Annotated in this window: 19 protein-coding genes and 1 pseudogene; 5 read left to right on the forward strand and 15 right to left on the reverse strand. The window is 69.8% G+C overall.

The genetic code is table 11. From position 1 onward, the window contains the following. Position 1: 1 nt before the first annotated feature. From nuoL to AB0M76_RS16470, 12 genes and pseudogenes are all read right to left on the reverse strand, one after another. The gene (gene nuoL, locus AB0M76_RS16415; RefSeq protein ID WP_365953456.1) at positions 2-1,897 is read right to left on the reverse strand and encodes an NADH-quinone oxidoreductase subunit L; all 1,896 of its coding nucleotides are present in this window, start codon (positions 1,895-1,897) and stop codon (positions 2-4) included. 12 nt (positions 1,898-1,909) lie between these two features. Then, positions 1,910-2,209, reverse strand: a complete 300-nt coding sequence (gene nuoK, locus AB0M76_RS16420) for an NADH-quinone oxidoreductase subunit NuoK (RefSeq protein ID WP_365953457.1) — start codon at positions 2,207-2,209, stop codon at positions 1,910-1,912. After that, on the reverse strand, positions 2,206-3,015 hold the full coding sequence (locus tag AB0M76_RS16425) for an NADH-quinone oxidoreductase subunit J (protein WP_266664878.1): 810 nt from the start codon (positions 3,013-3,015) through the stop codon (positions 2,206-2,208). The genes nuoK and AB0M76_RS16425 overlap by 4 nt, the downstream gene beginning before the upstream one ends. Further along, positions 3,015-3,620, reverse strand: a pseudogene (gene nuoI, locus AB0M76_RS16430) (NADH-quinone oxidoreductase subunit NuoI); the annotation flags it as partial. The gene AB0M76_RS16425 and the pseudogene nuoI, both read right to left, overlap by 1 nt. Continuing rightward, positions 3,613-4,983, reverse strand: coding sequence for an NADH-quinone oxidoreductase subunit NuoH (gene nuoH / locus AB0M76_RS16435; protein ID WP_365953458.1), 1,371 nt, complete (start codon positions 4,981-4,983; stop codon positions 3,613-3,615). The pseudogene nuoI and the gene nuoH, both read right to left, overlap by 8 nt. Next, the gene (locus tag AB0M76_RS16440; protein ID WP_365953459.1) at positions 4,980-7,487 is read right to left on the reverse strand and encodes an NADH-quinone oxidoreductase subunit G; all 2,508 of its coding nucleotides are present in this window, start codon (positions 7,485-7,487) and stop codon (positions 4,980-4,982) included. The genes nuoH and AB0M76_RS16440 overlap by 4 nt, the downstream gene beginning before the upstream one ends. Continuing rightward, positions 7,484-8,848: an NADH-quinone oxidoreductase subunit NuoF gene (gene nuoF, locus AB0M76_RS16445; protein WP_365953460.1), complete on the reverse strand. Its 1,365-nt coding sequence runs from the start codon at positions 8,846-8,848 to the stop codon at positions 7,484-7,486. Before nuoF ends, AB0M76_RS16440 begins: the two co-directional genes overlap by 4 nt. After that, a complete protein-coding gene (gene nuoE, locus AB0M76_RS16450) occupies positions 8,848-9,627 on the reverse strand; it encodes an NADH-quinone oxidoreductase subunit NuoE (RefSeq protein WP_365953461.1) in 780 nt (259 codons plus the stop codon). The genes nuoF and nuoE overlap by 1 nt, the downstream gene beginning before the upstream one ends. Then, the gene (locus AB0M76_RS16455; RefSeq protein ID WP_365953462.1) at positions 9,624-10,967 is read right to left on the reverse strand and encodes an NADH-quinone oxidoreductase subunit D; all 1,344 of its coding nucleotides are present in this window, start codon (positions 10,965-10,967) and stop codon (positions 9,624-9,626) included. The genes nuoE and AB0M76_RS16455 overlap by 4 nt, the downstream gene beginning before the upstream one ends. Further along, positions 10,967-11,713 (reverse strand): NADH-quinone oxidoreductase subunit C, encoded by a 747-nt coding sequence (locus AB0M76_RS16460; RefSeq protein ID WP_365953463.1) that lies wholly within the window; start codon positions 11,711-11,713, stop codon positions 10,967-10,969. Before AB0M76_RS16460 ends, AB0M76_RS16455 begins: the two co-directional genes overlap by 1 nt. After that, on the reverse strand, positions 11,710-12,264 hold the full coding sequence (locus AB0M76_RS16465) for an NADH-quinone oxidoreductase subunit B family protein (protein WP_030298030.1): 555 nt from the start codon (positions 12,262-12,264) through the stop codon (positions 11,710-11,712). Before AB0M76_RS16465 ends, AB0M76_RS16460 begins: the two co-directional genes overlap by 4 nt. Before the next feature lie 15 nt (positions 12,265-12,279). Beyond that, a complete protein-coding gene (locus AB0M76_RS16470; RefSeq protein ID WP_030028256.1) occupies positions 12,280-12,639 on the reverse strand; it encodes an NADH-quinone oxidoreductase subunit A in 360 nt (119 codons plus the stop codon). A gap of 759 nt (positions 12,640-13,398) precedes the next feature. Here AB0M76_RS16470 and AB0M76_RS16475 point away from each other — a divergent pair. Both AB0M76_RS16475 and AB0M76_RS16480 read left to right on the forward strand, forming a co-directional pair. Further along, entirely contained in the window at positions 13,399-14,232 is an 834-nt protein-coding gene (locus AB0M76_RS16475; RefSeq protein WP_365953464.1) for a C40 family peptidase, read from the forward strand. Between the two features lie 205 nt (positions 14,233-14,437). After that, on the forward strand, positions 14,438-14,749 hold the full coding sequence (locus AB0M76_RS16480; RefSeq protein ID WP_365953465.1) for a hypothetical protein: 312 nt from the start codon (positions 14,438-14,440) through the stop codon (positions 14,747-14,749). Positions 14,750-14,764: 15 nt separating this feature from the next. Here the strand turns inward: AB0M76_RS16480 and AB0M76_RS16485 are convergent, their stop codons facing one another. Beyond that, on the reverse strand, positions 14,765-16,048 hold the full coding sequence (locus tag AB0M76_RS16485) for a geranylgeranyl reductase family protein (RefSeq protein WP_365953466.1): 1,284 nt from the start codon (positions 16,046-16,048) through the stop codon (positions 14,765-14,767). Positions 16,049-16,148: 100 nt separating this feature from the next. Here AB0M76_RS16485 and AB0M76_RS16490 point away from each other — a divergent pair, with 100 nt between their 5' ends. Further along, positions 16,149-16,679 carry a GNAT family N-acetyltransferase gene (locus AB0M76_RS16490; RefSeq protein ID WP_365953467.1) on the forward strand — a complete coding sequence of 177 codons (531 nt, stop codon included), beginning with the start codon at positions 16,149-16,151 and terminating at the stop codon, positions 16,677-16,679. A 33-nt stretch (positions 16,680-16,712) separates the two neighbouring features. Here the strand turns inward: AB0M76_RS16490 and AB0M76_RS16495 are convergent, their stop codons facing one another. Further along, the gene (locus tag AB0M76_RS16495) at positions 16,713-17,624 is read right to left on the reverse strand and encodes a glutaminase (RefSeq protein ID WP_266996482.1); all 912 of its coding nucleotides are present in this window, start codon (positions 17,622-17,624) and stop codon (positions 16,713-16,715) included. A 6-nt stretch (positions 17,625-17,630) separates the two neighbouring features. After that, positions 17,631-18,323 (reverse strand): demethylmenaquinone methyltransferase, encoded by a 693-nt coding sequence (locus AB0M76_RS16500; RefSeq protein WP_266664905.1) that lies wholly within the window; start codon positions 18,321-18,323, stop codon positions 17,631-17,633. Positions 18,324-18,565: 242 nt separating this feature from the next. Between AB0M76_RS16500 and AB0M76_RS16505 the strand changes: the two genes are divergently transcribed. Then, entirely contained in the window at positions 18,566-19,471 is a 906-nt protein-coding gene (locus AB0M76_RS16505) for a DUF3152 domain-containing protein (RefSeq protein WP_365953468.1), read from the forward strand. Between the two features lie 62 nt (positions 19,472-19,533). Then, a complete protein-coding gene (locus tag AB0M76_RS16510) occupies positions 19,534-19,803 on the forward strand; it encodes a helix-turn-helix transcriptional regulator (RefSeq protein WP_030298013.1) in 270 nt (89 codons plus the stop codon). Positions 19,804-19,807 lie beyond the last annotated feature (4 nt).

Raw genomic sequence — 19,807 nt, forward strand, 5'->3', positions numbered from 1 at the left:
CTCACACCGCCCTCATCAGCAGGGTCGCGGCGATGAGGATCGCCGTGCCCCCGAACATCGAGACCGCGTAGCTGCGGGCGTAGCCGTTCTGCAGCTTGCGCAGCCGGCCCGACAGTCCGCCGACCGAGGCGGCCGTCCCGTTGACCACCCCGTCGACCAGGCTGTGGTCGACGTACACGAGCGAGCGGGTCAGGTGCTCCCCACCGCGCACCAGCACGACGTGGTTGAAGTCGTCCTGGAGCAGGTCCCGCCGGGCCGCCCGGGTGAGGAGCGAGCCGCGCGGGGCGGCCACCGGGACAGGCCTGCGGCCGTACATCGACCAGGCGATGCCGACGCCGACGACCAGGACGACCATGGTGGACGCGGTCACCGTCATGGCGCTGACCGGCGAGTTACCGTGCTCGTAGCCGGTGACGGGCTCCAGCCACTTCAGGAAGCGCTCGCCGATTTCGAAGAACGCGCCGGCGAAGACCGACCCGAACGCCAGGATGATCATCGGGATGGTCATGGACTTCGGGGACTCGTGCGGGTGCGGTTCGTGGCCCTCAGCGTCCGGCTGCCAGCGCTTCTCGCCGAAGAAGGTGAGGAGCATGACCCGGGTCATGTAGAAGGCCGTGATGCCGGCGCCCAGCAGGGCGACCCCGCCGAGGATCCAGCCCTGGGTGCCGCCCTTGGCGAAGGCCGCCTCGATGATCATGTCCTTGGAGAAGAATCCGGACAGACCGGGGAAGCCGATGATCGCCAGGTAGCCGAGGCCGAAGGTGACGAAGGTGACCGGCATGAACTTCCGCAGGGCGCCGTACTTGCGCATGTCCACCTCGTCGTTCATCCCGTGCATGACGGAACCCGCGCCGAGGAAGAGGCCGGCCTTGAAGAAACCGTGCGTCACCAGGTGCATGATCGCGAAGACGTACCCGATGGGGCCGAGGCCCGCCGCCAGGATCATGTAGCCGATCTGGGACATCGTCGACCCGGCGAGGGCCTTCTTGATGTCGTCCTTCGCGCAACCGACGATCGCACCGAAGAGCAGCGTGACCGCGCCCACGATGGTGACCACCAGCTGGGCGTCCGGCGCCCCGTTGAAAACGGCGGCCGAGCGGACGATCAGGTACACGCCCGCCGTCACCATCGTCGCCGCGTGGATCAGGGCCGAGACCGGGGTCGGGCCCTCCATCGCGTCGCCGAGCCAGGACTGCAGCGGCACCTGGGCCGACTTGCCGCACGCGGCGAGCAGCAGCATCAGCGCGATCGCCGTCAGCTTGCCCTCGGTGGCGTTGCCCACGGAGGCGAACACCGGCCCGAAGGCGAAGGTCCCGAAGGTGGTGAACAGCAGCATGATCGCGATCGACAGGCCCATGTCGCCGACCCGGTTGACCAGGAAGGCCTTCTTCGCGGCGGTCGCCGCGCTGGGCTTGTGCTGCCAGAAGCCGATGAGCAGGTACGAGGCGAGGCCGACGCCCTCCCACCCGACGTACAGCAGCAGGTAGTTGTCGGCGAGGACCAGCAGCAGCATCGCCGCGAGGAACAGGTTGAGGTAGCCGAAGAAGCGGCGGCGGCGCTCGTCGTGCTCCATGTACCCGATCGAGTACACGTGGATGAGCGTGCCCACCCCGGTGATCAGCAGGACGAAGGTCATCGACAGCTGGTCGAGCTGGAAGGCGACGTCCGCCTGGAAGCTCTCCACCGGGATCCAGGTGTACAGCCTCTGGTACAGGGTCCGGTCGTCGGCGCTGCGTCCGAGCATGTCGGTGAACAGGGCCACGCCGATGCCGAACGAGGCGGCGGCGAGGAGGGTGCCGAGCCAGTGGCCGGCCTTGTCGAGGCGCCGGCCGCCGCACAGCAGCAACGCCGCTCCGAGCAAGGGCGCCGCGATCAGCAGCCCAATCAGATTCTCCACTGTGAGCGCCCCTTACAGCTTCATCAGGCTGGCGTCGTCGACCGAGGCCGAGTGGCGGGTACGGAACAGCGACACGATGATCGCGAGGCCCACCACGACCTCCGCGGCGGCGACGACCATCGTGAAGAAGGCGATGATCTGGCCGTCGAGGTTGCCGTGCATCCGGGAGAAGACGACGAAGGCGAGGTTGCAGGCGTTGAGCATCAGCTCGATGCACATGAACAGCACGATCGCGTTCTTCCGGGTCAGCACTCCGGCGGCGCCGATGGTGAACAGCAGCGCCGACAGGTACAGATAGTTGACCGGGTTCACTTCGAGGCCTCCTCACGGCCGAGCCGCTCGGCCGAAGCCTGCTCCAGCGCCTTCAGGTCGTTCAGCGCCTCGCTGGAGACGTCCCGGATCTGGCCGCGGGCGCGCAGCGTCTTGTTGACGGTCAGCTCGGACGGGGTGCCGTCCGGCAGCAGACCGGCGACGTCCACCGCGTTGTGCCGGGCGTAGACGCCGGGCGCGGGCAGCGGCGGGAGCTGCACGCCCTCGCGGACGCGGCGCTCGGCGAGCTCGCGCTGCGTGGCGGCCCGCTCGGTGCGCTCGCGGTGGGTGAGGACCATCGCGCCGACGGCGGCCGTGATCAGCAGCGCGCCGGTGATCTCGAACGCGAACACGTACTTGGTGAAGATCAGCGTGGCCAGCCCCTCCACGTGCCCGGCGGAGTTGACCCGGCCGAGCCCGTTGAAGTGGCTGAGCCCGGCGTTGGCGATGCCGGCGATCAGCAGGACGCCGAAGCCGAGCCCGCACAGGGCGGCCAGCCAGCGCTGCCCCTTGAGGGTCTCCTTCAGCGAGTCGGCGGCGGTGACGCCGACGAGCATGACCACGAAGAGGAAGAGCATCATGATCGCGCCGGTGTAGACGATGACCTGGACCACGCCCAGGAAGTACGCCCCGTTGGCGAGGTAGAAGACCGCCAGGATGATCATCGTCCCGGCCAGGCTCAGCGCGCTGTGCACGGCCTTCTTCATCAGGATCGTGGACAGCGCGCCGATGACGGCGACGGTGCCGAGGACCCAGAACTGGACCGCCTCGCCCGTGGAGGTCAGGGTGGCCGCGGCGATGGTGCTCACGCCCCCACCCCCTCGGAGGGCGCCGCCTGCTCGCCCTCCGAAACGGCCACCTGCCGCTGCGTCCCGGGAGCCGCCCCGGTCACCAGCCCGCGGTAGTAGTCCTGCTCGTCCATGCCCGGGAAGATCGAGTGCGGCGACTCCACCATGCCCTCGGTCAGGCCGGCGAGCAGCTGCTCCTTGGTGTAGATGAGCGACTCGCGGCTGGTGTCGGCCAGTTCGAACTCGTTCGTCATCGTCAGCGCCCGCGTCGGGCAGGCCTCGATGCACAGCCCGCACAGGATGCAGCGGGCGTAGTTGATCTGGTAGACCCGGCCGTACCGCTCACCCGGGGAGTACCGCTCCTCCTCGGTGTTGTCCGCGCCCTCCACGTAGATGGCGTCGGCGGGACAGGCCCAGGCGCACAGCTCGCACCCGATGCACTTCTCCAGACCGTCCGGGTGCCGGTTCAGCTGGTGCCGTCCGTGGAAGCGCGGAGCGGTCGTCTTCTGCTGCTCCGGGTACTGCTCGGTGAGGCGCTTCTTGAACATGGCCTTGAAGGTCACGCCGAAGCCGGCCACCGGGTTCTGCCACGTGTCGTTCTTCTCGTTCCGGTCCGCGTCAGGCATTCTCAGCACCCTCCTCTCGGTCACTGTCAGTATTCGTCCCGCCACTGACAATCAGCTCCCGCTCACTGCGAGGCCGCCTGCGCGGTACGGGTGCCAGGTGCTGGCCGGGCTTGGGCGGTACGGGGAACCCGCCTGCCAGCGGGTCGAACGGCTCGGCCGCGGAGGCCTCGTCGGCCTGCTCGGCGGCCGCCTTCTCCTTCCGGTCGCGGAAGAGGTCCGCGACGAAGGACAGCAGCAGGATCGCGACGACGGCGCCGCCGACGTACAGGACGATCTCCGAGAAGTCGTACTGCTCGTTGCGCAGCGCCCGGACGGTCGCCACCAGCATCAGCCAGACCACGGAGACCGGGATCAGGACCTTCCAGCCGAGCTTCATCAGCTGGTCGTAGCGCACGCGGGGCAGCGTGCCGCGCAGCCAGATGAAGAAGAACAGCAGCAGCTGGACCTTGATGACGAACCAGAGCATCGGCCACCAGCCGTGGTTCGCGCCCTCCCAGTACGTGGAGATCGGCGCGGGGGCGCGCCAGCCGCCGAGGAAGAGGGTGACCGAGACCGCCGAGACGGTGACCATGTTGACGTACTCCGCCAGCATGAACAGCGCGAACTTGATGGAGGAGTACTCGGTGTTGAAGCCGCCGACGAGGTCGCCCTCGGACTCCGGCATGTCGAACGGCGCGCGGTTCGTCTCGCCGACCATGGTGATGACGTAGATGATGAACGAGACCGGCAGCAGCACGATGTACCAGCGGTCGGCCTGCGCCTCCACGATCGCCGAGGTCGACATCGACCCGGAGTAGAGGAAGACGGAGGCGAAGGCCGCGCCCATCGCGATCTCGTACGAGATCATCTGCGCGCAGGAGCGGAGTCCGCCGAGCAGCGGGTACGTCGAGCCCGAGGACCAGCCGGCCAGGACGATGCCGTAGATGCCGACCGAGGCGACCGCGAGGATGTAGAGCATCGCGATCGGCAGGTCGGTCAGCTGCATCGTGGTCCGCTGGCCGAAGATCGAGACCTCGTCGCCGGGAGGCCCGAAGGGGATCACCGCGATGGCCATGAAGGCCGGGATCGCCGCGATGATCGGGGCCAGGACGTACACCACCTTGTCGGCCCGCTTGACGATGATGTCTTCCTTGAGCATCAGCTTCACGCCGTCGGCGAGCGACTGGAGCATGCCCCAGGGGCCGTGCCGGTTGGGGCCGATGCGCAGCTGCATCCAGGCGACGACCTTGCGCTCCCACACGATGGAGAAGAGCACGGTCACCATCAGGAAGGCGAAGCAGAACACCGCCTTGACGACGACCAGCCACCAGACGTCCCTGCCGAACAGGGAGAGGTCCTCGGCAGCGAGCTGTACCGCGTTCACGCGCCCACCTCCGCATCGGTGCCGCTGCTGTCGGCCGGGGTCGCCGGGCCGATCCGTACGAGGGTGCCCGAGTGGGCCCCGGTGTCGGCGAGGACGCCGTGGCCGGTGGAGTTCAGCGGGAGCCAGACCACTCGGTCGGGCATCTCGGTGATCCGCAGCGGCAGTTCCACGGATCCGGCCGGGCCGGTCACCGCGAGGACGTCGCCGTCCTTGACGCCCGTCTCGGCGGCCGTGGCGGCCGAGAGCCGGGCGCTCGCCTCGTGCCGGGTGCCGGCCAGGGCGTCGTCGCCCTCCTGGAGCCGGCCCTGGTCGAGGAGGAGCCGGTGGCCCGCAAGGACCGCCTCGCCCGCCCCGGGGCGGGGCAGCGGCGCGGTGTCCGCGGACTGTCCGGCGGCACGCTCCCCGGTCCACGGGCCGAGCGCGTCGAGCTCGCGGCGTACCGCGTGTACGTCGGGCAGCGCGATCGGCCGGTCGGCCGCGTCGGCCAGCATGTGCAGCACGCGGGCGTCGGCGGGGGCGAGCGGGCGGGTCATCTGGTCGGGCTTGAGCGCGGCCTCGAACGGCCGGACCCTGCCCTCCCAGTTGATGAACGCGCCGGCCTTCTCGGCGACGGCGGCGACCGGGAAGACCACGTCCGCGTGGTCGGTGACCTGCCCGGGCCGAAGTTCCAGCGAGACCACGAAGGCCTCCTGGAGGGCGACCAGCGCCCGGGCCGGATCCGGCAGGTCGGCGATCTCGACGCCCGCGATCAGCAGGGCGGAGAGCTCACCGCCCGCCGCGGCCTCGACGATCTGGCCGGTGTCGCGGCCGTAGCGGTGCGGGAGGTCGTCCAGCCCCCAGGCGGTGGCGACCTCGTCGCGGGCCCGCGGGTCGGTGGCCGGACGGGCCCCCGGCAGCAGGGACGGCAGCGCGCCCGCCTCGACGGCGGCCCGCTCCCCGGCCCGCCGCGGGATCCACACCAGCCGCGCGCCGGTGGCGGCTGCGGCCCGTACGGCGGCGGTCAGCGCACCGGGCACGCCGGCGAGTCGCTCCCCGACCACGACGACCGCGCCGGGCTGCCGCAGCGCATCGGCGGCCCCCGCCCCGCCGGCCTCCAGGCCGGTCCGGGTGGCAAGGGCGTCCAGCCACTCGGGCTCGGTGCCGGGGGCGGCGGCCAGCAGGGTGCCGCCCGCCTTCTCCAGGCCGCGGGTGGCGAACGGGGCGAGGGCGAAGGTCCGCTGCTTGTGCTTGCGGTGGGCCTTGCGCAGCCGCAGGAAGACGCCGGGGGCCTCCTCCTCGGACTCGATGCCGGCGAGCAGGACGGCGGGCGCCGCCTCCAGCTTCGCGTACGTCACACCGCGGCCGTCGAGGTCCTTGCCGGTGCCGGCGACGGTGGCGGCCAGGAACTCGGCCTCCTCCGCACTGTGGATCCGGGCCCGGAAGTCGATGTCGTTGGTGTCGAGGACGACCCGGGCGAACTTGGCGTACGCGTACGCGTCCTCGACGGTGAGCCGGCCGCCGGTCAGGACCCCGGCCCGGCCGCGCGCGGCGGCGAGCCCGGCGGCCGCGGCCTCCAGGGCCTCGGGCCAGCTGGCCGGGGCGAGGACCCCGTCCGTGCCGCGCACCAGCGGGGTGGTGAGGCGGTCCGGGCGCTGCGCGTAGCGGAACCCGAAGCGGCCCTTGTCGCAGATCCACTCCTCGTTGACCTCGGGGTCCTCGGCGGCCATCCGGCGCAGCACCTTGCCGCGGCGGTGGTCGGTCCGGGTCGCGCAGCCGCCCGCGCAGTGCTCGCACACGCTCGGGGAGGAGACGAGGTCGAACGGGCGGGAGCGGAACCGGTACGCGGCCGAGGTGAGGGCGCCGACGGGGCAGATCTGGATGGTGTTGCCGGAGAAGTAGGACTCGAAGGGGTCGCCCTCGCCGATGCCGACCTGCTGGAGCGCGCCGCGCTCGAGCAGCTCGATCATCGGGTCGCCGGCCACCTGGTTCGAGAACCGGGTGCAGCGCGCGCACAGCACGCACCGCTCGCGGTCGAGCAGAACCTGGGTGGAGATCGGGACCGGCTTCTCGTACGTGCGCTTCTTGCCCTCGAAACGCGAGTCGCTCTGCCCGTGGGACATCGCCTGGTTCTGCAGCGGGCACTCGCCGCCCTTGTCGCAGACCGGGCAGTCCAGCGGGTGGTTGATGAGCAGCAGCTCCATCACCCCGCGCTGGGACTTCTCGGCGACCGGGGAGGTCAGCTGCGTCTTGACGACCATGCCGTCGGTGCAGGTGATCGTGCAGGAGGCCATGGGCTTGCGCTGGCCCTCGACCTCGACGATGCACTGGCGGCAGGCGCCGACCGGGTCGAGGAGGGGGTGGTCGCAGAACCGGGGGATCTCGATGCCGATCTGCTCGGCGGCCCGGATGACCAGGGTCCCCTTGGGCACCGACAGTTCGATGCCGTCGATGGTCAGGGAGACCAGATTCTCCGGCGGCACCGCCGCCTCGCCGCCACCGGCGGGAGCGTTAGTGGTGACGGTCATGCGTTCACCTCCGTGTCAGCCCAGAGGGTCGACTTCCTGGGGTCGAAGGGGCAGCCCTTGCCCGTGATGTGCTGCTCGTACTCCTCGCGGAAGTACTTGAGCGAGGAGAAGATCGGGCTGGCGGCGCCGTCGCCGAGCGCGCAGAACGACTTGCCGTTGATGTTGTCGGCGATGTCGTTCAGCTTGTCGAGGTCGGACATGACGCCCTTGCCGGCCTCGATGTCGCGCAGCAACTGGACCAGCCAGTACGTGCCTTCGCGGCAGGGGGTGCATTTGCCGCAGGACTCGTGGGCGTAGAACTCGGTCCAGCGGGTGACGGCCCGCACCACGCAGGTCGTCTCGTCGAAGCACTGGAGCGCCTTGGTGCCGAGCATGGAGCCGGCCGCACCGACGCCCTCGTAGTCCAGCGGGACGTCCAGGTGCTCGTCCGTGAACATCGGGGTGGACGAGCCGCCCGGGGTCCAGAACTTCAGCCGGTGCCCGGGGCGCATCCCGCCGCTCATGTCGAGCAGCTGGCGCAGGGTGATGCCGAGCGGGGCCTCGTACTGGCCGGGTCCGGCGACGTGACCGGAGAGCGAGTACAGGGTGAAGCCGGGGGACTTCTCGGTCCCCATCGACTTGAACCAGTCCTTGCCCTTGTCCAGGATCGCGGGAACCGAGGCGATCGACTCCACGTTGTTGACGACAGTGGGGCAGGCGTAGAGCCCCTCGACGGCAGGGAAGGGGGGACGCAGCCGGGGCTGACCGCGCCGGCCTTCGAGGGAGTCGAGGAGTGCCGTCTCCTCACCGCAGATGTACGCGCCCGCCCCCGCGTGCACCGTGATGTCGAGCTTCAGTCCGCTCCCGAGACCACTCTTTTGACGATGTTCAGCCTCCCCGAGGTAGCCGGCCTCGTACGCCTCGCGCACCGCCTCGTGCAGGCGTCGCAGCACCGGCACGGTCTCGCCGCGCAGGTAGATGAAGGCGTGCTCCGACCGGATCGCGTAGCAGGCAATGATCATTCCCTCGATGAGGGAGTGCGGGTTGGCGAAGAGAAGGGGGATGTCCTTGCAGGTTCCCGGCTCCGACTCGTCCGCGTTCACGACGAGGTAGTGCGGCTTTCCGTCGCCCTGCGGGATGAACTGCCACTTCATTCCGGTGGGGAAGCCCGCACCGCCGCGCCCGCGCAGACCGGAGTCCTTGACGTAGGCGATGACCTCGTCGGGCGACATCGCAAGTGCCTTGCGAAGTCCCTCGTAGCCGCCGTGCCGCCGGTAGGTCTCCAGCGTCCACGACTGCGGCTCGTCCCAGAAGGCCGACAGCACGGGCGCCAGCAGCTTCTCCGGGGCGCCGTTCTCATGCATTTCGGCAGTCACCGTCATCACTCCCCCTCCTCGGTGGCAGCCGAAGCCTCACCACGCGGGTGCACGACTTTGCCGAGCTGCGTGCTCTCGCCGCGCGCGATGCGCAGGCCGATCAGGGAGGCGGGGCCGGCCCCGCCGCTCGCCTCGACCGCACCCTCGCGCTCGTCCGGGAAGCCGGCCAGGATCCGGGCGGTCTCCTTGTACGTGCACAGAGGCGCGCCCCGGGTCGGCGCGACGGGACGGCCGGCGAGCAGGTCGTCGACCATGGCCTTGGCGGACTCGGGGGTCTGGTTGTCGAAGAACTCCCAGTTGACCATCACCACGGGGGCGTAGTCGCAGGCCGCGTTGCACTCGATGTGCTCGAGGGTCACCTTGCCGTCGGGGGTGGTCTCGTTGTTGCCGACCCCGAGGTGCTGCTTGAGCTCGTCGAAGATGGCGTCGCCGCCCATGACCGCGCACAGGGTGTTCGTACAGACGCCGACCTGGTAGTCGCCGGAGGGCTTGCGCCGGTACATCGTGTAGAAGGTGGCCACGGCGGTGACCTCGGCGGTGGTCAGGCCCAGCACCTGGGCGCAGAACCGGATGCCGGTGCGCGAGACGAAGCCCTCCTCCGCCTGGGTCAGGTGCAGCAGCGGCAGCAGCGCGGAGCGGCTGTCGGGGTAGCGGGCGATGACGTCCTGCGCGTCCGCTTCGAGCCGGGCGCGTACGTCGGCCGGGAAGTCGGGTGCCGGCAGCTGGGGCATGCCCAGAGACAGGGGGGCCTGGGGGGTGTCCCCTCCAGAAAACGCAGTGGTCATCGGTCGACGCCTCCCATCACGGGGTCGATGGAGGCGACGGCGACGATGACGTCGGCGACCTGGCCGCCCTCGCACATCGCGGCCATGGCCTGCAGGTTGGTGAAGGACGGGTCGCGGAAGTGGACCCGGTAGGGGCGGGTGCCGCCGTCGGAGACGACGTGGACGCCGAGTTCGCCCTTGGGGGACTCGACGGCCGCGTACGCCTGCCCGGCCGGCACCCGGAAGCCCTCGGTCACCAGCTTGAAGTGGTGGATGAGGGCCTCCATGGAGGTGCCCATGATGTTCTTGATGTGGTCGAGCGAGTTGCCGAGGCCGTCCGGGCCCATCGCCAGCTGCGCCGGCCAGGCGATCTTCTTGTCGGCGACCATGACCGGGCCCGGCTCGAGCCGTTCCAGGCACTGCTCGACGATCCGCAGGGACTGGCGCATCTCCTCCAGGCGGACCAGGAACCGCCCGTACGAGTCGCAGGTCTCGGTGGTCGGCACGTCGAACTCGTAGGTCTCGTAGCCGCAGTACGGATCCGCCTTGCGCAGGTCGTGCGGCAGGCCGGCGGAGCGCAGGATCGGGCCGGTGGCGCCGAGCGCCATGCAGCCGGTGAGGTCGAGGTAGCCGACGTCCTGCATGCGGGCCTTGAAGATGGGGTTGCCGGTGGCGAGCTTGTCGTACTCCGGCAGGTTCTTCTTCATGGTCTTGAGGAAGTCGCGCAGCTGGTCGACGGCGCCCGGGGGCAGGTCCTGCGCGAGGCCGCCGGGGCGGACGAACGCGTGGTTCATGCGCAGGCCGGTGATCAGCTCGAAGATGTCGAGGATCAGCTCGCGGTCGCGGAAGCCGTAGATCATGATCGTGGTCGCGCCCAGTTCCATGCCGCCGGTGGCGATGCACACCAGGTGGGAGGAGAGCCGGTTGAGCTCCATCAGCAGGACGCGGATGACGGTGGCGCGGTCCGGGATCTGGTCGGTGATGCCGAGCAGCTTCTCGACGCCGAGGCAGTACGCCGTCTCGTTGAAGAACGGTGTCAGGTAGTCCATGCGCGTCACGAAGGTGGTGCCCTGCGTCCAGTTCCGGAATTCGAGGTTCTTCTCGATGCCGGTGTGCAGGTAGCCGATGCCGCAGCGGGCCTCGGTGACCGTTTCGCCGTCGATTTCCAGGATCAGCCGGAGCACTCCGTGGGTGGACGGGTGCTGCGGACCCATGTTGACGACGATCCGCTCGTCGTCGGCCTTGGCCGCCGACCGGACGATCTCGTCCCAGTCGCCGCCGGTGACGGTGTAGACGGTGCCCTCGGTGGTCTCGCGCGCGGAGGCGTGATCAGCGGAGGCGCTGTGATGGGAAGTGGACATCAGCTGTACGACCTCCGCTGGTCGGGAGCCGGGATCTGGGCGCCCTTGTACTCGATGGGGATGCCGCCGAGCGGGTAGTCCTTGCGCTGCGGGAAGCCCTGCCAGTCGTCCGGCATCATGATCCGCGTGAGCGCCGGGTGCCCGTCGAAGACCAGGCCGAAGAAGTCGTACGTCTCGCGCTCGTGCCAGTCGTTCGTCGGATAGACGGGGACGAGCGACGGGACGTGCGGGTCGGCGTCCGGGGCGCTCACCTCCAGGCGCACCACCCGGCCGTGGGTGATGGAGCGCAGGTGGTAGACGGCGTGCAGCTCGCGGTTCTTGTCGTCGGGGAAGTGCACCCCGCAGACGCCGGTGCAGAGCTCGAAGCGCAGGGCCGGGTCGTCGCGCAGGGTCTTCGCGACGCGGACGAGGTGCTCGCGGGCGATGTGGAGCGTCAGCTCGGCCCGGTCGACGACGACTTTCTCGATCGCGTTCTCCGGGAGCAGGTCCTGCTCCTCCAGCGCCCCTTCGAGCTCGTCGACGACCTCGTCGAAGTAGGAGCCGTACGGGCGGTGGCTCGCGCCGGGCATGGCCACGGTGCGGCGGAGGCCGCCGTAGCCGCTGGTGTCTCCGCCGCCCTGGGCCCCGAACATGCCCTTGCGGACGCCGATCACCTCGGGGCCGCCGGCGGAGCCCCTCGGGGCAGGAACGTTGTTCCCGTTGCCGTTGTCGTCGGTGCCCGGGGTGGTGTCGTTCGTGTCGCTCACCGGAGCAGCCCCTTCATCTCGATCGTGGGAAGGGCCTTGAGGGCCGCCGCCTCCGCCTCGCGGGCCGCCTCTTCCCTGTTCACGCCGAGCTTTCCGCCCTGGATCTTCTGGTGGAGCTTGAGGATCGCGTCGATCAGCATCTCGGGGCGGGGCGGGCAGCCGGGCAGATAGATGTCCACGGGGACGATGTGGTCGACGCCCTGGACAATCGCGTAGTTATTGAACATTCCGCCTGAAGATGCACAAACCCCCATGGAGATGACCCATTTGGGAGCGGGCATCTGGTCGTACACCTGCCGCAGCACCGGCGCCATCTTCTGGCTGACCCGGCCAGCCACGATCATCAGATCGGCCTGGCGCGGGGAGCCGCGGAAGACCTCCATGCCGAAGCGGGCGAGGTCGTACCGGCCCGCTCCGGTGGTCATCATCTCGATGGCGCAACAGGCCAGGCCGAAGGTCGCGGGGAAGACGGATGACTTGCGCACCCAGCCCGCGGCCTGTTCGACGGTGGTCAGCAGAAAGCCGCTCGGCAGCTTCTCTTCCAGTCCCATGGGAAATTCAGCCCCTCAGTCCCATTCCAGGCCGCCGCGGCGCCACACGTAGGCGTAGGCGACGAAGACGGTGAGCACGAAGAGCAGCATCTCGACGAGCCCGAAGATCCCCAGGGAGTCGAAGGTGACGGCCCAGGGGTAGAGGAAGACAACTTCGATGTCGAAGACGATGAAGAGCATCGCCGTCAGGTAGTACTTGATGGGGAAGCGACCGCCGCCGGCCGGCGTGGGCGTCGGCTCGATGCCGCACTCGTACGCCTCGAGCTTCGCCCGGTTGTACCGTTTTGGGCCGATCAGCGTGGCCATGACCACGGAGAAGATCGCAAACCCTGCGCCGAGGGCGCCGAGCACGAGGATGGGCGCGTACGCATTCACGCTCCTCGCTCCTTCCAGTCGTCCTTGACCGTTGGACCGCTGTGCCGGCGCCGAGCGAGCCGCCTCGCGAAGATCACGCTGTGATCGACCACTTGCATGTGAGGCAGTTCACAAGCCGGACTGCTGCGCATCTTATGCCCGCTGGTCTGTGATCTGCGACACGGGTAACAACAAGGAGTTTGTGATCTCCACCACCTGACGAACGATCATGAAGTCCGATGAGCCGTGATCTTCATACACGAAGCATCCACATGATCACCAAAGGTGACATCCGGCCCCGTTACCGCAGGTAGAAGGCGCCTGCCCCTATCAAACGATGTCCAGTGCAGGCAAATTTGCGCCATCAAGCCTTGCAGGGTAAAGGAAACCGCGTCGCCCGGTCGGGGGAGCCCCCGGGGACAGGGGTGGACGCGTGCACGCATTCACGAGCGCCGGGGTCCCACCGCACGGCAACTTCACGGCTGGGTCACGGACGGACCACAGCGCCCTCACAGTGAGACGTTCCTGTGACCTGCGCCACGTCGAATTCTTGGTTCCGAAAGAGGGCTTGGCCATCTGTGCGCAGGAATGGTAGGCCGCGGATCAATTCGGACTTATTACAGAAACCCCTTGATCACAGCCTTGTAAAGGCGTGTCCGATACGTCCGTTACGGCGTAAATAAGACGCGCGACGCGCCCGGTTAGCCCGCTTCGCGCACAACTGTGGCGCAGACCACGTTTCTTGAAGGGAACCCGGACGCCCTGATAGCGGTTGTCCTCATGTCCCACACCGCTCACATACCCAGCCACCGGAAGCCCCGTCGCAGCGCCTCGAAGCTCGCGGTCCGCGCCGGAGTTGCCGGTGGCGTCCTCAGCACCCTGGCGATGGCCGGCACGGCGAGCGCGTCCCCGTCCGAGCCCGTGACCGAGACGACGCTCGAAATGCCGGTCCTGAACCTGGACCTGGCCGCGGACGTCTCCTCCGCCGTCACCACCGCCGCCGAGAACACGGCCGCCGCCGCCGTCACCGGTGAGCTGCGCTCCCAGGAGGAGCAGGCGCGTACCGGCGCCGCCGCCGAGGCGAAGAAGGCCAAGGAAGACGCCCAGAAGGCCGACGCCGAGAAGAAGGCGAAGGAGGAGGCGGACCGCAAGGCCGCGGCCGAGCGCGCCACCCGCAGCTCCGACCGCACCTCGCTGCAGAGCACTTCCGCGTCCGACTCCGGCGAGCAGGGCTCGGGCACCGTCAGCGCCCCGGCGACCGGCTCCGCCGCCGCCATCGTGAACTTCGCCCGCGCGCAGGTCGGCAAGGCGTACGTCATGGGCGGCACCGGTCCGTCCTCGTTCGACTGCTCCGGCCTCGTCCAGGCCGCCTACCGCCAGGCCGGCATCTCCCTGCCGCGCATGTCGCAGGACCAGTCCTCGAAGGGCTCCTCGGTCTCCCTGAGCGCCCTCCAGCCGGGCGACATCCTGTACTGGGGCTCCCGCGGCAACGCCTACCACGTCGCCATCTACGTCGGCGGCGGCAAGTTCGTGGGCGCCCAGAACCCCAGCACGGGCATCGTCGAGCGCTCCCTGAGCTACGACAAGCCGACGGGCGCCGTCCGCGTCCTCTGAGGCCCCCTGACGTCCCTGAGGTTCCCCAGGGGCTCCTGAGCTCCTCTCAGCGCGTCTCGGCACGGCCCAGCACGTCTCAGCACGGCCCCGAGGGCCGGCACTCCCCCGTTCGGGGGCGGAGTGCCGGCCCTTTCCGCGTTCGCCGGCGCCCTGAGAGGATGGCGGTGCGCAGCGCCCGATTCAGTCCAGGAGGTGCCGGACCGAGATGACCGACGCGTACGAGCAACCCGGTTCCGGCGGGGAGACCGCCGACCCTGCGGCCGTACCTGCCGCCGCCGGGCTCTTCCTGCTCGCCGTCGGCGGCTGGCTGCTGAACACCACCCGCCCGTGGCACAAACCCGGACATCCCGTCATCCTGGGGCTCGGCTGGGCCGTTGCGTTCGCGCTGCTGCTGTGGGGCACGGTGCTGGTGGCCCGCTGCGTACGGACGGTCCACGGCCCACGGCAGCCGGCGTACGGGGACGGAACCGACGAAGCGGGCCGAACCGGTGGAACCCCGGCCCGACCCGCTCCGTAGCGGGCGCAGCGCAACTCAGGCCTTGGGGGCTACCTTCGAGAGGCCGTTGATGATGCGGTCCATCGCGTCGCCGCCCGCCGGGTCGGTCAGGTTGGCGAGCATCTTCAGCGTGAACTTCATCAGCACCGGGTGCGTCAGACCGCGCTGGGTGGCGACCTTCATGACCTTCGGGTTGCCGATCAGCTTCACGAAGGCGCGGCCGAGCGTGTAGTAGCCGCCGTACGTCTCCTTGAGCACCTTCGGGTAGCTGTGCAGCGTCAGTTCGCGCAGCGCGGGGGTGGCCCGGGAGTGCGCCTGGACGATGACGTCTGCGGCGATCTGGCCCGACTCCATCGCGTAGGCGATGCCCTCGCCGTTGAACGGGTTGACGAGCCCGCCCGCGTCACCGACCAGCAGCAGGCCCTTGGTGTAGTGCGGCTGCCGGTTGAAGGCCATCGGCAAGGCCGCGCCGCGGATCGGCTGCGTCATGTTCTCGGGGGTGTAGCCCCAGTCCTCCGGCATGGACGCGCACCAGGCCTTGAGGACCTCGCGCCAGTCCAGCTCCTTGAAGGCAGAGGAGGAGTTGAGGATGCCGAGGCCGACGTTGGACGTGCCGTCGCCCATGCCGAAGATCCAGCCGTAGCCGGGCAGCAGCCGGTCCTGCGCGCCGCGCCGGTCCCACAGCTCCAGCCAGGACTCCAGGTAGTCGTCGTCGTGCCGGGGCGAGGTGAAGTACGTACGGACCGCGACGCCCATCGGGCGGTCCTCGCGCCGGTGCAGGCCCATCGCCAGGGAGAGGCGGGAGGAGTTGCCGTCGGCGGCCACGACGAGCGGGGCGCTGAAGGTGACCGGGGTCTTCTCCTCGCCCAGCTTCGCGTGCACACCGGTGATGTGCCCGGTACGGGGGTCGCGGACGGGCTCGCCGACGGTGCAGCGCTCGTACAGGCGGGCGCCGGCCTTCTGGGCCTGGCGGGCCAGGGTCTCGTCGAAGTCGTCCCGCTTGCGGACGAGTCCGTAGTCCGGGAAGGAGGCGAGTTCCGGCCAGTCCAGCTGGAGCCGCTGGCCGCCGCCGATGATCCGCAGGCCCTTGTTGCGGAGCCAGCCGGCCTCTTCGGAGATGTCGATGCCCATCGCCACCAGCTGCTTGGTGGCACGCGGGGTCAGGCCGTCGCCGCAGACCTTCTCGCGCGGGAAGGCCGTCTTCTCCAGCAGCAGGACGTCCAGTCCGGCCTTGGCGAGGTAGTAGGCGGTGGTCGAGCCGGCGGGCCCGGCCCCGACGACGATCACATCCGCGGAGTGTTCGGAGAGGGGCTCGGTCACTGCGGGGTCTCCCGAAGGCTCGATAAGGGGTGCCCAACGGCACAGGACATGTGCAGTCTATGCAGCGAGAGAGATCACGAACCCGAAGGGCTGCCCCCCGATGACCACCTCGCCTGCTTCGCCCGCCTCGCTCCCCGTCGTACAGCTGCGCGTGCCCACCGATGAGGACGCGCGGGCCTGGCACGGGGTCTTCGACGACCCCGGTGTCATGGAGTTCCTCGGCGGTCCCGCCGAGCTGTCCTTGTACGAGGAGTTCACCGCGCGGCAGCGGATGCACGATGCACGGCTCGGCTACTGCCTGTGGACACTGCTGGACGCGGAGGGTGCGGTGATCGGCTTCACCGGTGCGCAGCCGTGGCCGCAGGAGGGGTGGGGGCCGGTCGGGGAGATCGAGATCGGCTGGCGGCTGGGGCGCTCCGCGTGGGGGAAGGGGTACGCGTACGCCGCCGCGCTGGCCACCCTCGACCGGCTCCGGGAGGCGGGGGTTCCGCACGTGGTCGCGATGATCCACGCCCGGAACGCGCGTTCGGTGGCGGTGGCGGAGCGGCTCGGCATGGACCTGGCCGAGGAGTTCATCACCCCGGGCGGCAACCCGGGCCGCCGCTACGAACTGTCCCTCGCCCCCGGGTAACACCCGCCGGCGCCGAGACGCGCGAGCTGCGCGTCAGAAAACGGAAAGGCCCGTCAGGGTCGTGAAGCGGTCGAGGGCGGCTGCCGCTGCGACGGAGTTGCCGTGGAGGTCGAGGCCCGGGCTCCACGCGGCCAGCGTGCAGCGGCCCGGGACGACCGCCACGATCCCGCCGCCCACGCCGCTCTTGCCCGGCAGGCCGACGCGGTACGCGAACTCCCCCGCCGCGTCGTACGTCCCACAGGTCAGCATCACCGCGTTGACCTGCTTCGCCTCGCTGCGCGTGAGGAGACGGGAGCCGTCCGCGCGCAGCCCGTGGCGGGCCAGGAAGCGGCCCGCCCGCGCCAGGTCCGCGCAGGACATCTCGATCGAACACTGCCAGAAGTAGTGGTCCAGCAACGCCGGTACGGGGTTGTCGATGTTCCCGTACGAGGCCATGAAGTGGGCCAGCGCGGCATTGCGGTCCCCGTGTTCCTGCTCCGAGGCCGCCACCTCCGCGTCGAAGCCGAGGTCCGGGTTCCCGCTCTCCTCCTGGAGGAACTTCAGGAGCTCGCTGCTCGCGTCGCCCGTCAGGGTCTGCAGCCGGTCGGTGACCACGAGCGCGCCCGCGTTGATGAACGGATTGCGCGGGATGCCGTTCTCGTACTCCAGCTGCACGAGGGAGTTGAACGGGTTGCCCGACGGCTCCCGGCCGACCCGCTCCCACAGGCTGTCGCCGCCCTCGGCCAGCGCCAGGGCCAGGGCGAAGACCTTGGTGATGGACTGGGTGGAGAACGGAACTTGCCAGTCCCCCACCCCGAAGACGTTGCCGTCGAGATCGGCGACGGCCATCCCGAACTGCCCGGGATCCACGGACGCGAGCGCCGGGATGTACTCGGCCGGTGTGCCGCTGCCCACCAAGGGGGCGACATCCGCCGCGATCTGCTCCAGGAGGGCCTGGTAGTCCACTGCGTCCTACGCCTTGAAACCGCGGTGCAGCGCGACGATCCCGCCGCTCAGGTTGCGCCAGGCGACCTTGGACCAGCCGGCCTTCTGCAGCAGCGCGGCCAGCGCCGGCTGGTCCGGCCACTCGCGGATCGACTCGGCGAGGTACACGTACGCGTCGGGGTTGGAGGACACGGCGCGGGCCACCGGCGGCAGGGCGCGCATCAGGTACTCCACGTACACCGTCCGCAACGGCGCCCACGTCGGCTGCGAGAACTCGCAGATGACGACCTGGCCGCCGGGCTTGGTCACCCGGTACAGCTCGCGCAGCGCGGCGTCGGTGTCCTGCACGTTGCGCAGCCCGAAAGAGATCGTCACGGTGTCGAAGACGTCGTCCTTGAACGGCAGCTTCGTCGCGTCGCCCGCGGTCAGCGGCAGCCAGGCGTGCCGCTTCTTGCCCTCGCGGAGCATGCCGAGGGAGAAATCGCACGGGACGACGTACGCGCCGGTCGCGGCGAACGGCAGCGAGGAGGTGGCGGTTCCGGCGGCCAGGTCCAGCACCTTATGCCCGGGGCGCGCACCGACCGCCTTGGCGACCTCCTTGCGCCACAGGCGGGCCTGCCCGAGGGAGAGGACGTCGTTGGTGAGATCGTAGTTCGCCGCCACACCGTCGAACATGGAGGCGACTTCGTGCGGCTGCTTGTCCAGGGAAGCGCGGGTCACTGGCGTTGGCCCCTCAGGTGCGGTGCGGTGCGGGTGGGCGGATACCGGGCCATTCTCGCAGGCGCCCCCACGCCCCACAGCCGGGGGCACAACTGGCCCGAAGGACAGTTACGCGGAGCCCGCGCGTCCGCGTTGACTGGCTGGTACGGCTCGACAAGGCCTACCGAAACACGACATTCACGAGCATTTTCACGAACACGTTCGTGAAGATCCCGAAGATATTGCCGAACAAAGGGTTCACGATGCCGGCAGGCCATTCCACCGGTCGACGCTCCGCCCTCGGCCCCCGCGCACAGCGCCGGGCCGAGCGTCGCAGGCGGCTGCGCCGTACGGTCCTCGGCTCGGCCGCGGTGGTCGCCGTCTCGGCGACCGCGTACGCGATCGTGCCGCTGGACGACGCCGCCTCCGTCTCCGACAGCGTGGCCGCGCCGGCTGCCGCATCGCCCGACCAGGATCCCGCCGCCGCTCCGTCCCCGTCGGCCTCGTCCGGCTCGCCCGCACCCGGGCAGCCCCCCGCCGCAGCACCCGGCCCGGGCGCCGCGTCGCAGAAGCCGGGCGGCGCCGGCTCGACCGCCCCGGTCCCACAGTCCGGGCCGGGGGTGTTCGCGGCCTCCTCCCACTCGGGGCAGCCGCAGGGCAAGGGACCCGCCCGCCGCTGGCGGATCGAGGTCGAGGAGGGCAGCGGGGTCGACCCCAACGCCGCCGCCCAGTCGGTGGAGGCGATCCTCGGGGACCCGCGCGGCTGGATCAAGGACCCGGCGTACGGCTTCCAGCTCGTCGGGGCCGGCCAGCCCGTGGACTTCACGGTGAAGATCGCGACGCCCTCGACCACCGACCGGCTGTGCGAGGTGGTCACCCCCGAGCTCGTCGGCGAGACCAACTGCCGGGCCGGCCATACGGTCGTGGTGAACCTCAAGCGCTGGCAGGAGGGATCTCCGCAGTTCAAGGGCCCTGTGGAGGAGTACCGGGCGTTGATCGTCAACCACGAGGTGGGCCACGAGATAGGCCGCGACCACGAGACCTGCCCGGGCCCCGGCAAGCCCGCTCCGGCGATGATGCAGCAGATCAAGGGGCTGCTCGGCTGCCAGGCAAATGCCTGGCCGTTCGACCAGAAGGGAACCTACCTGTCGGGCCCACACGTCCCTTAGAGCACAGGAAGAGCCGATGAGTTGACCGCAGGGGCATCGGCCGGGGGCGAGGAGTGGAAACCGTGCGCGTCGTCAGCTTCAGCGTCCCGGCCTGGTTTCCGCCCCGAACCGGTGAGGAGGTGCGACGGGAGGTCCAGCTCACCGAGCAGGAGTCGGCGGTGTTCCTCTGCCTGGCGACCGGCGCCTCCAACGCGGAACTCGCCGGTGAGCTGCAACTGTCCGTCAGCACGGTCAAGTTCCACGTCCACAACATACGGGCGAAGCTGGGCGGGATAAGCCGCCTCCAGGCCTGCCTCCTGGCCGCCCTGGCCCGCGAGGGCGTCAGAACCTAGTGCC

Origin of the sequence: Streptomyces sp. NPDC051364, from assembly GCF_040682115.1 — a bacterium.
Lineage (GTDB): Bacteria > Actinomycetota > Actinomycetes > Streptomycetales > Streptomycetaceae > Streptomyces.

Bases quoted from the DNA above. Each gene is read 5' to 3' on its own strand.
- AB0M76_RS16505 (WP_365953468.1), top strand. From the start codon at position 18,566: ATGCCGGCAGGCCATTCCACCGGTCGACGCTCCGCCCTCGGCCCCCGC.
- AB0M76_RS16480 (WP_365953465.1), top strand. From the start codon at position 14,438: ATGACCGACGCGTACGAGCAACCCGGTTCCGGCGGGGAGACCGCCGAC.
- AB0M76_RS16490 (WP_365953467.1), top strand. From the start codon at position 16,149: ATGACCACCTCGCCTGCTTCGCCCGCCTCGCTCCCCGTCGTACAGCTG.
- AB0M76_RS16455 (WP_365953462.1), bottom strand. From the start codon at position 10,967: ATGTCCACTTCCCATCACAGCGCCTCCGCTGATCACGCCTCCGCGCGC.
- nuoE (WP_365953461.1), bottom strand. From the start codon at position 9,627: ATGACCACTGCGTTTTCTGGAGGGGACACCCCCCAGGCCCCCCTGTCT.
- AB0M76_RS16475 (WP_365953464.1), top strand. From the start codon at position 13,399: ATGTCCCACACCGCTCACATACCCAGCCACCGGAAGCCCCGTCGCAGC.
- nuoF (WP_365953460.1), bottom strand. From the start codon at position 8,848: ATGACGGTGACTGCCGAAATGCATGAGAACGGCGCCCCGGAGAAGCTG.
- AB0M76_RS16440 (WP_365953459.1), bottom strand. From the start codon at position 7,487: ATGACCGTCACCACTAACGCTCCCGCCGGTGGCGGCGAGGCGGCGGTG.
- AB0M76_RS16465 (WP_030298030.1), bottom strand. From the start codon at position 12,264: ATGGGACTGGAAGAGAAGCTGCCGAGCGGCTTTCTGCTGACCACCGTC.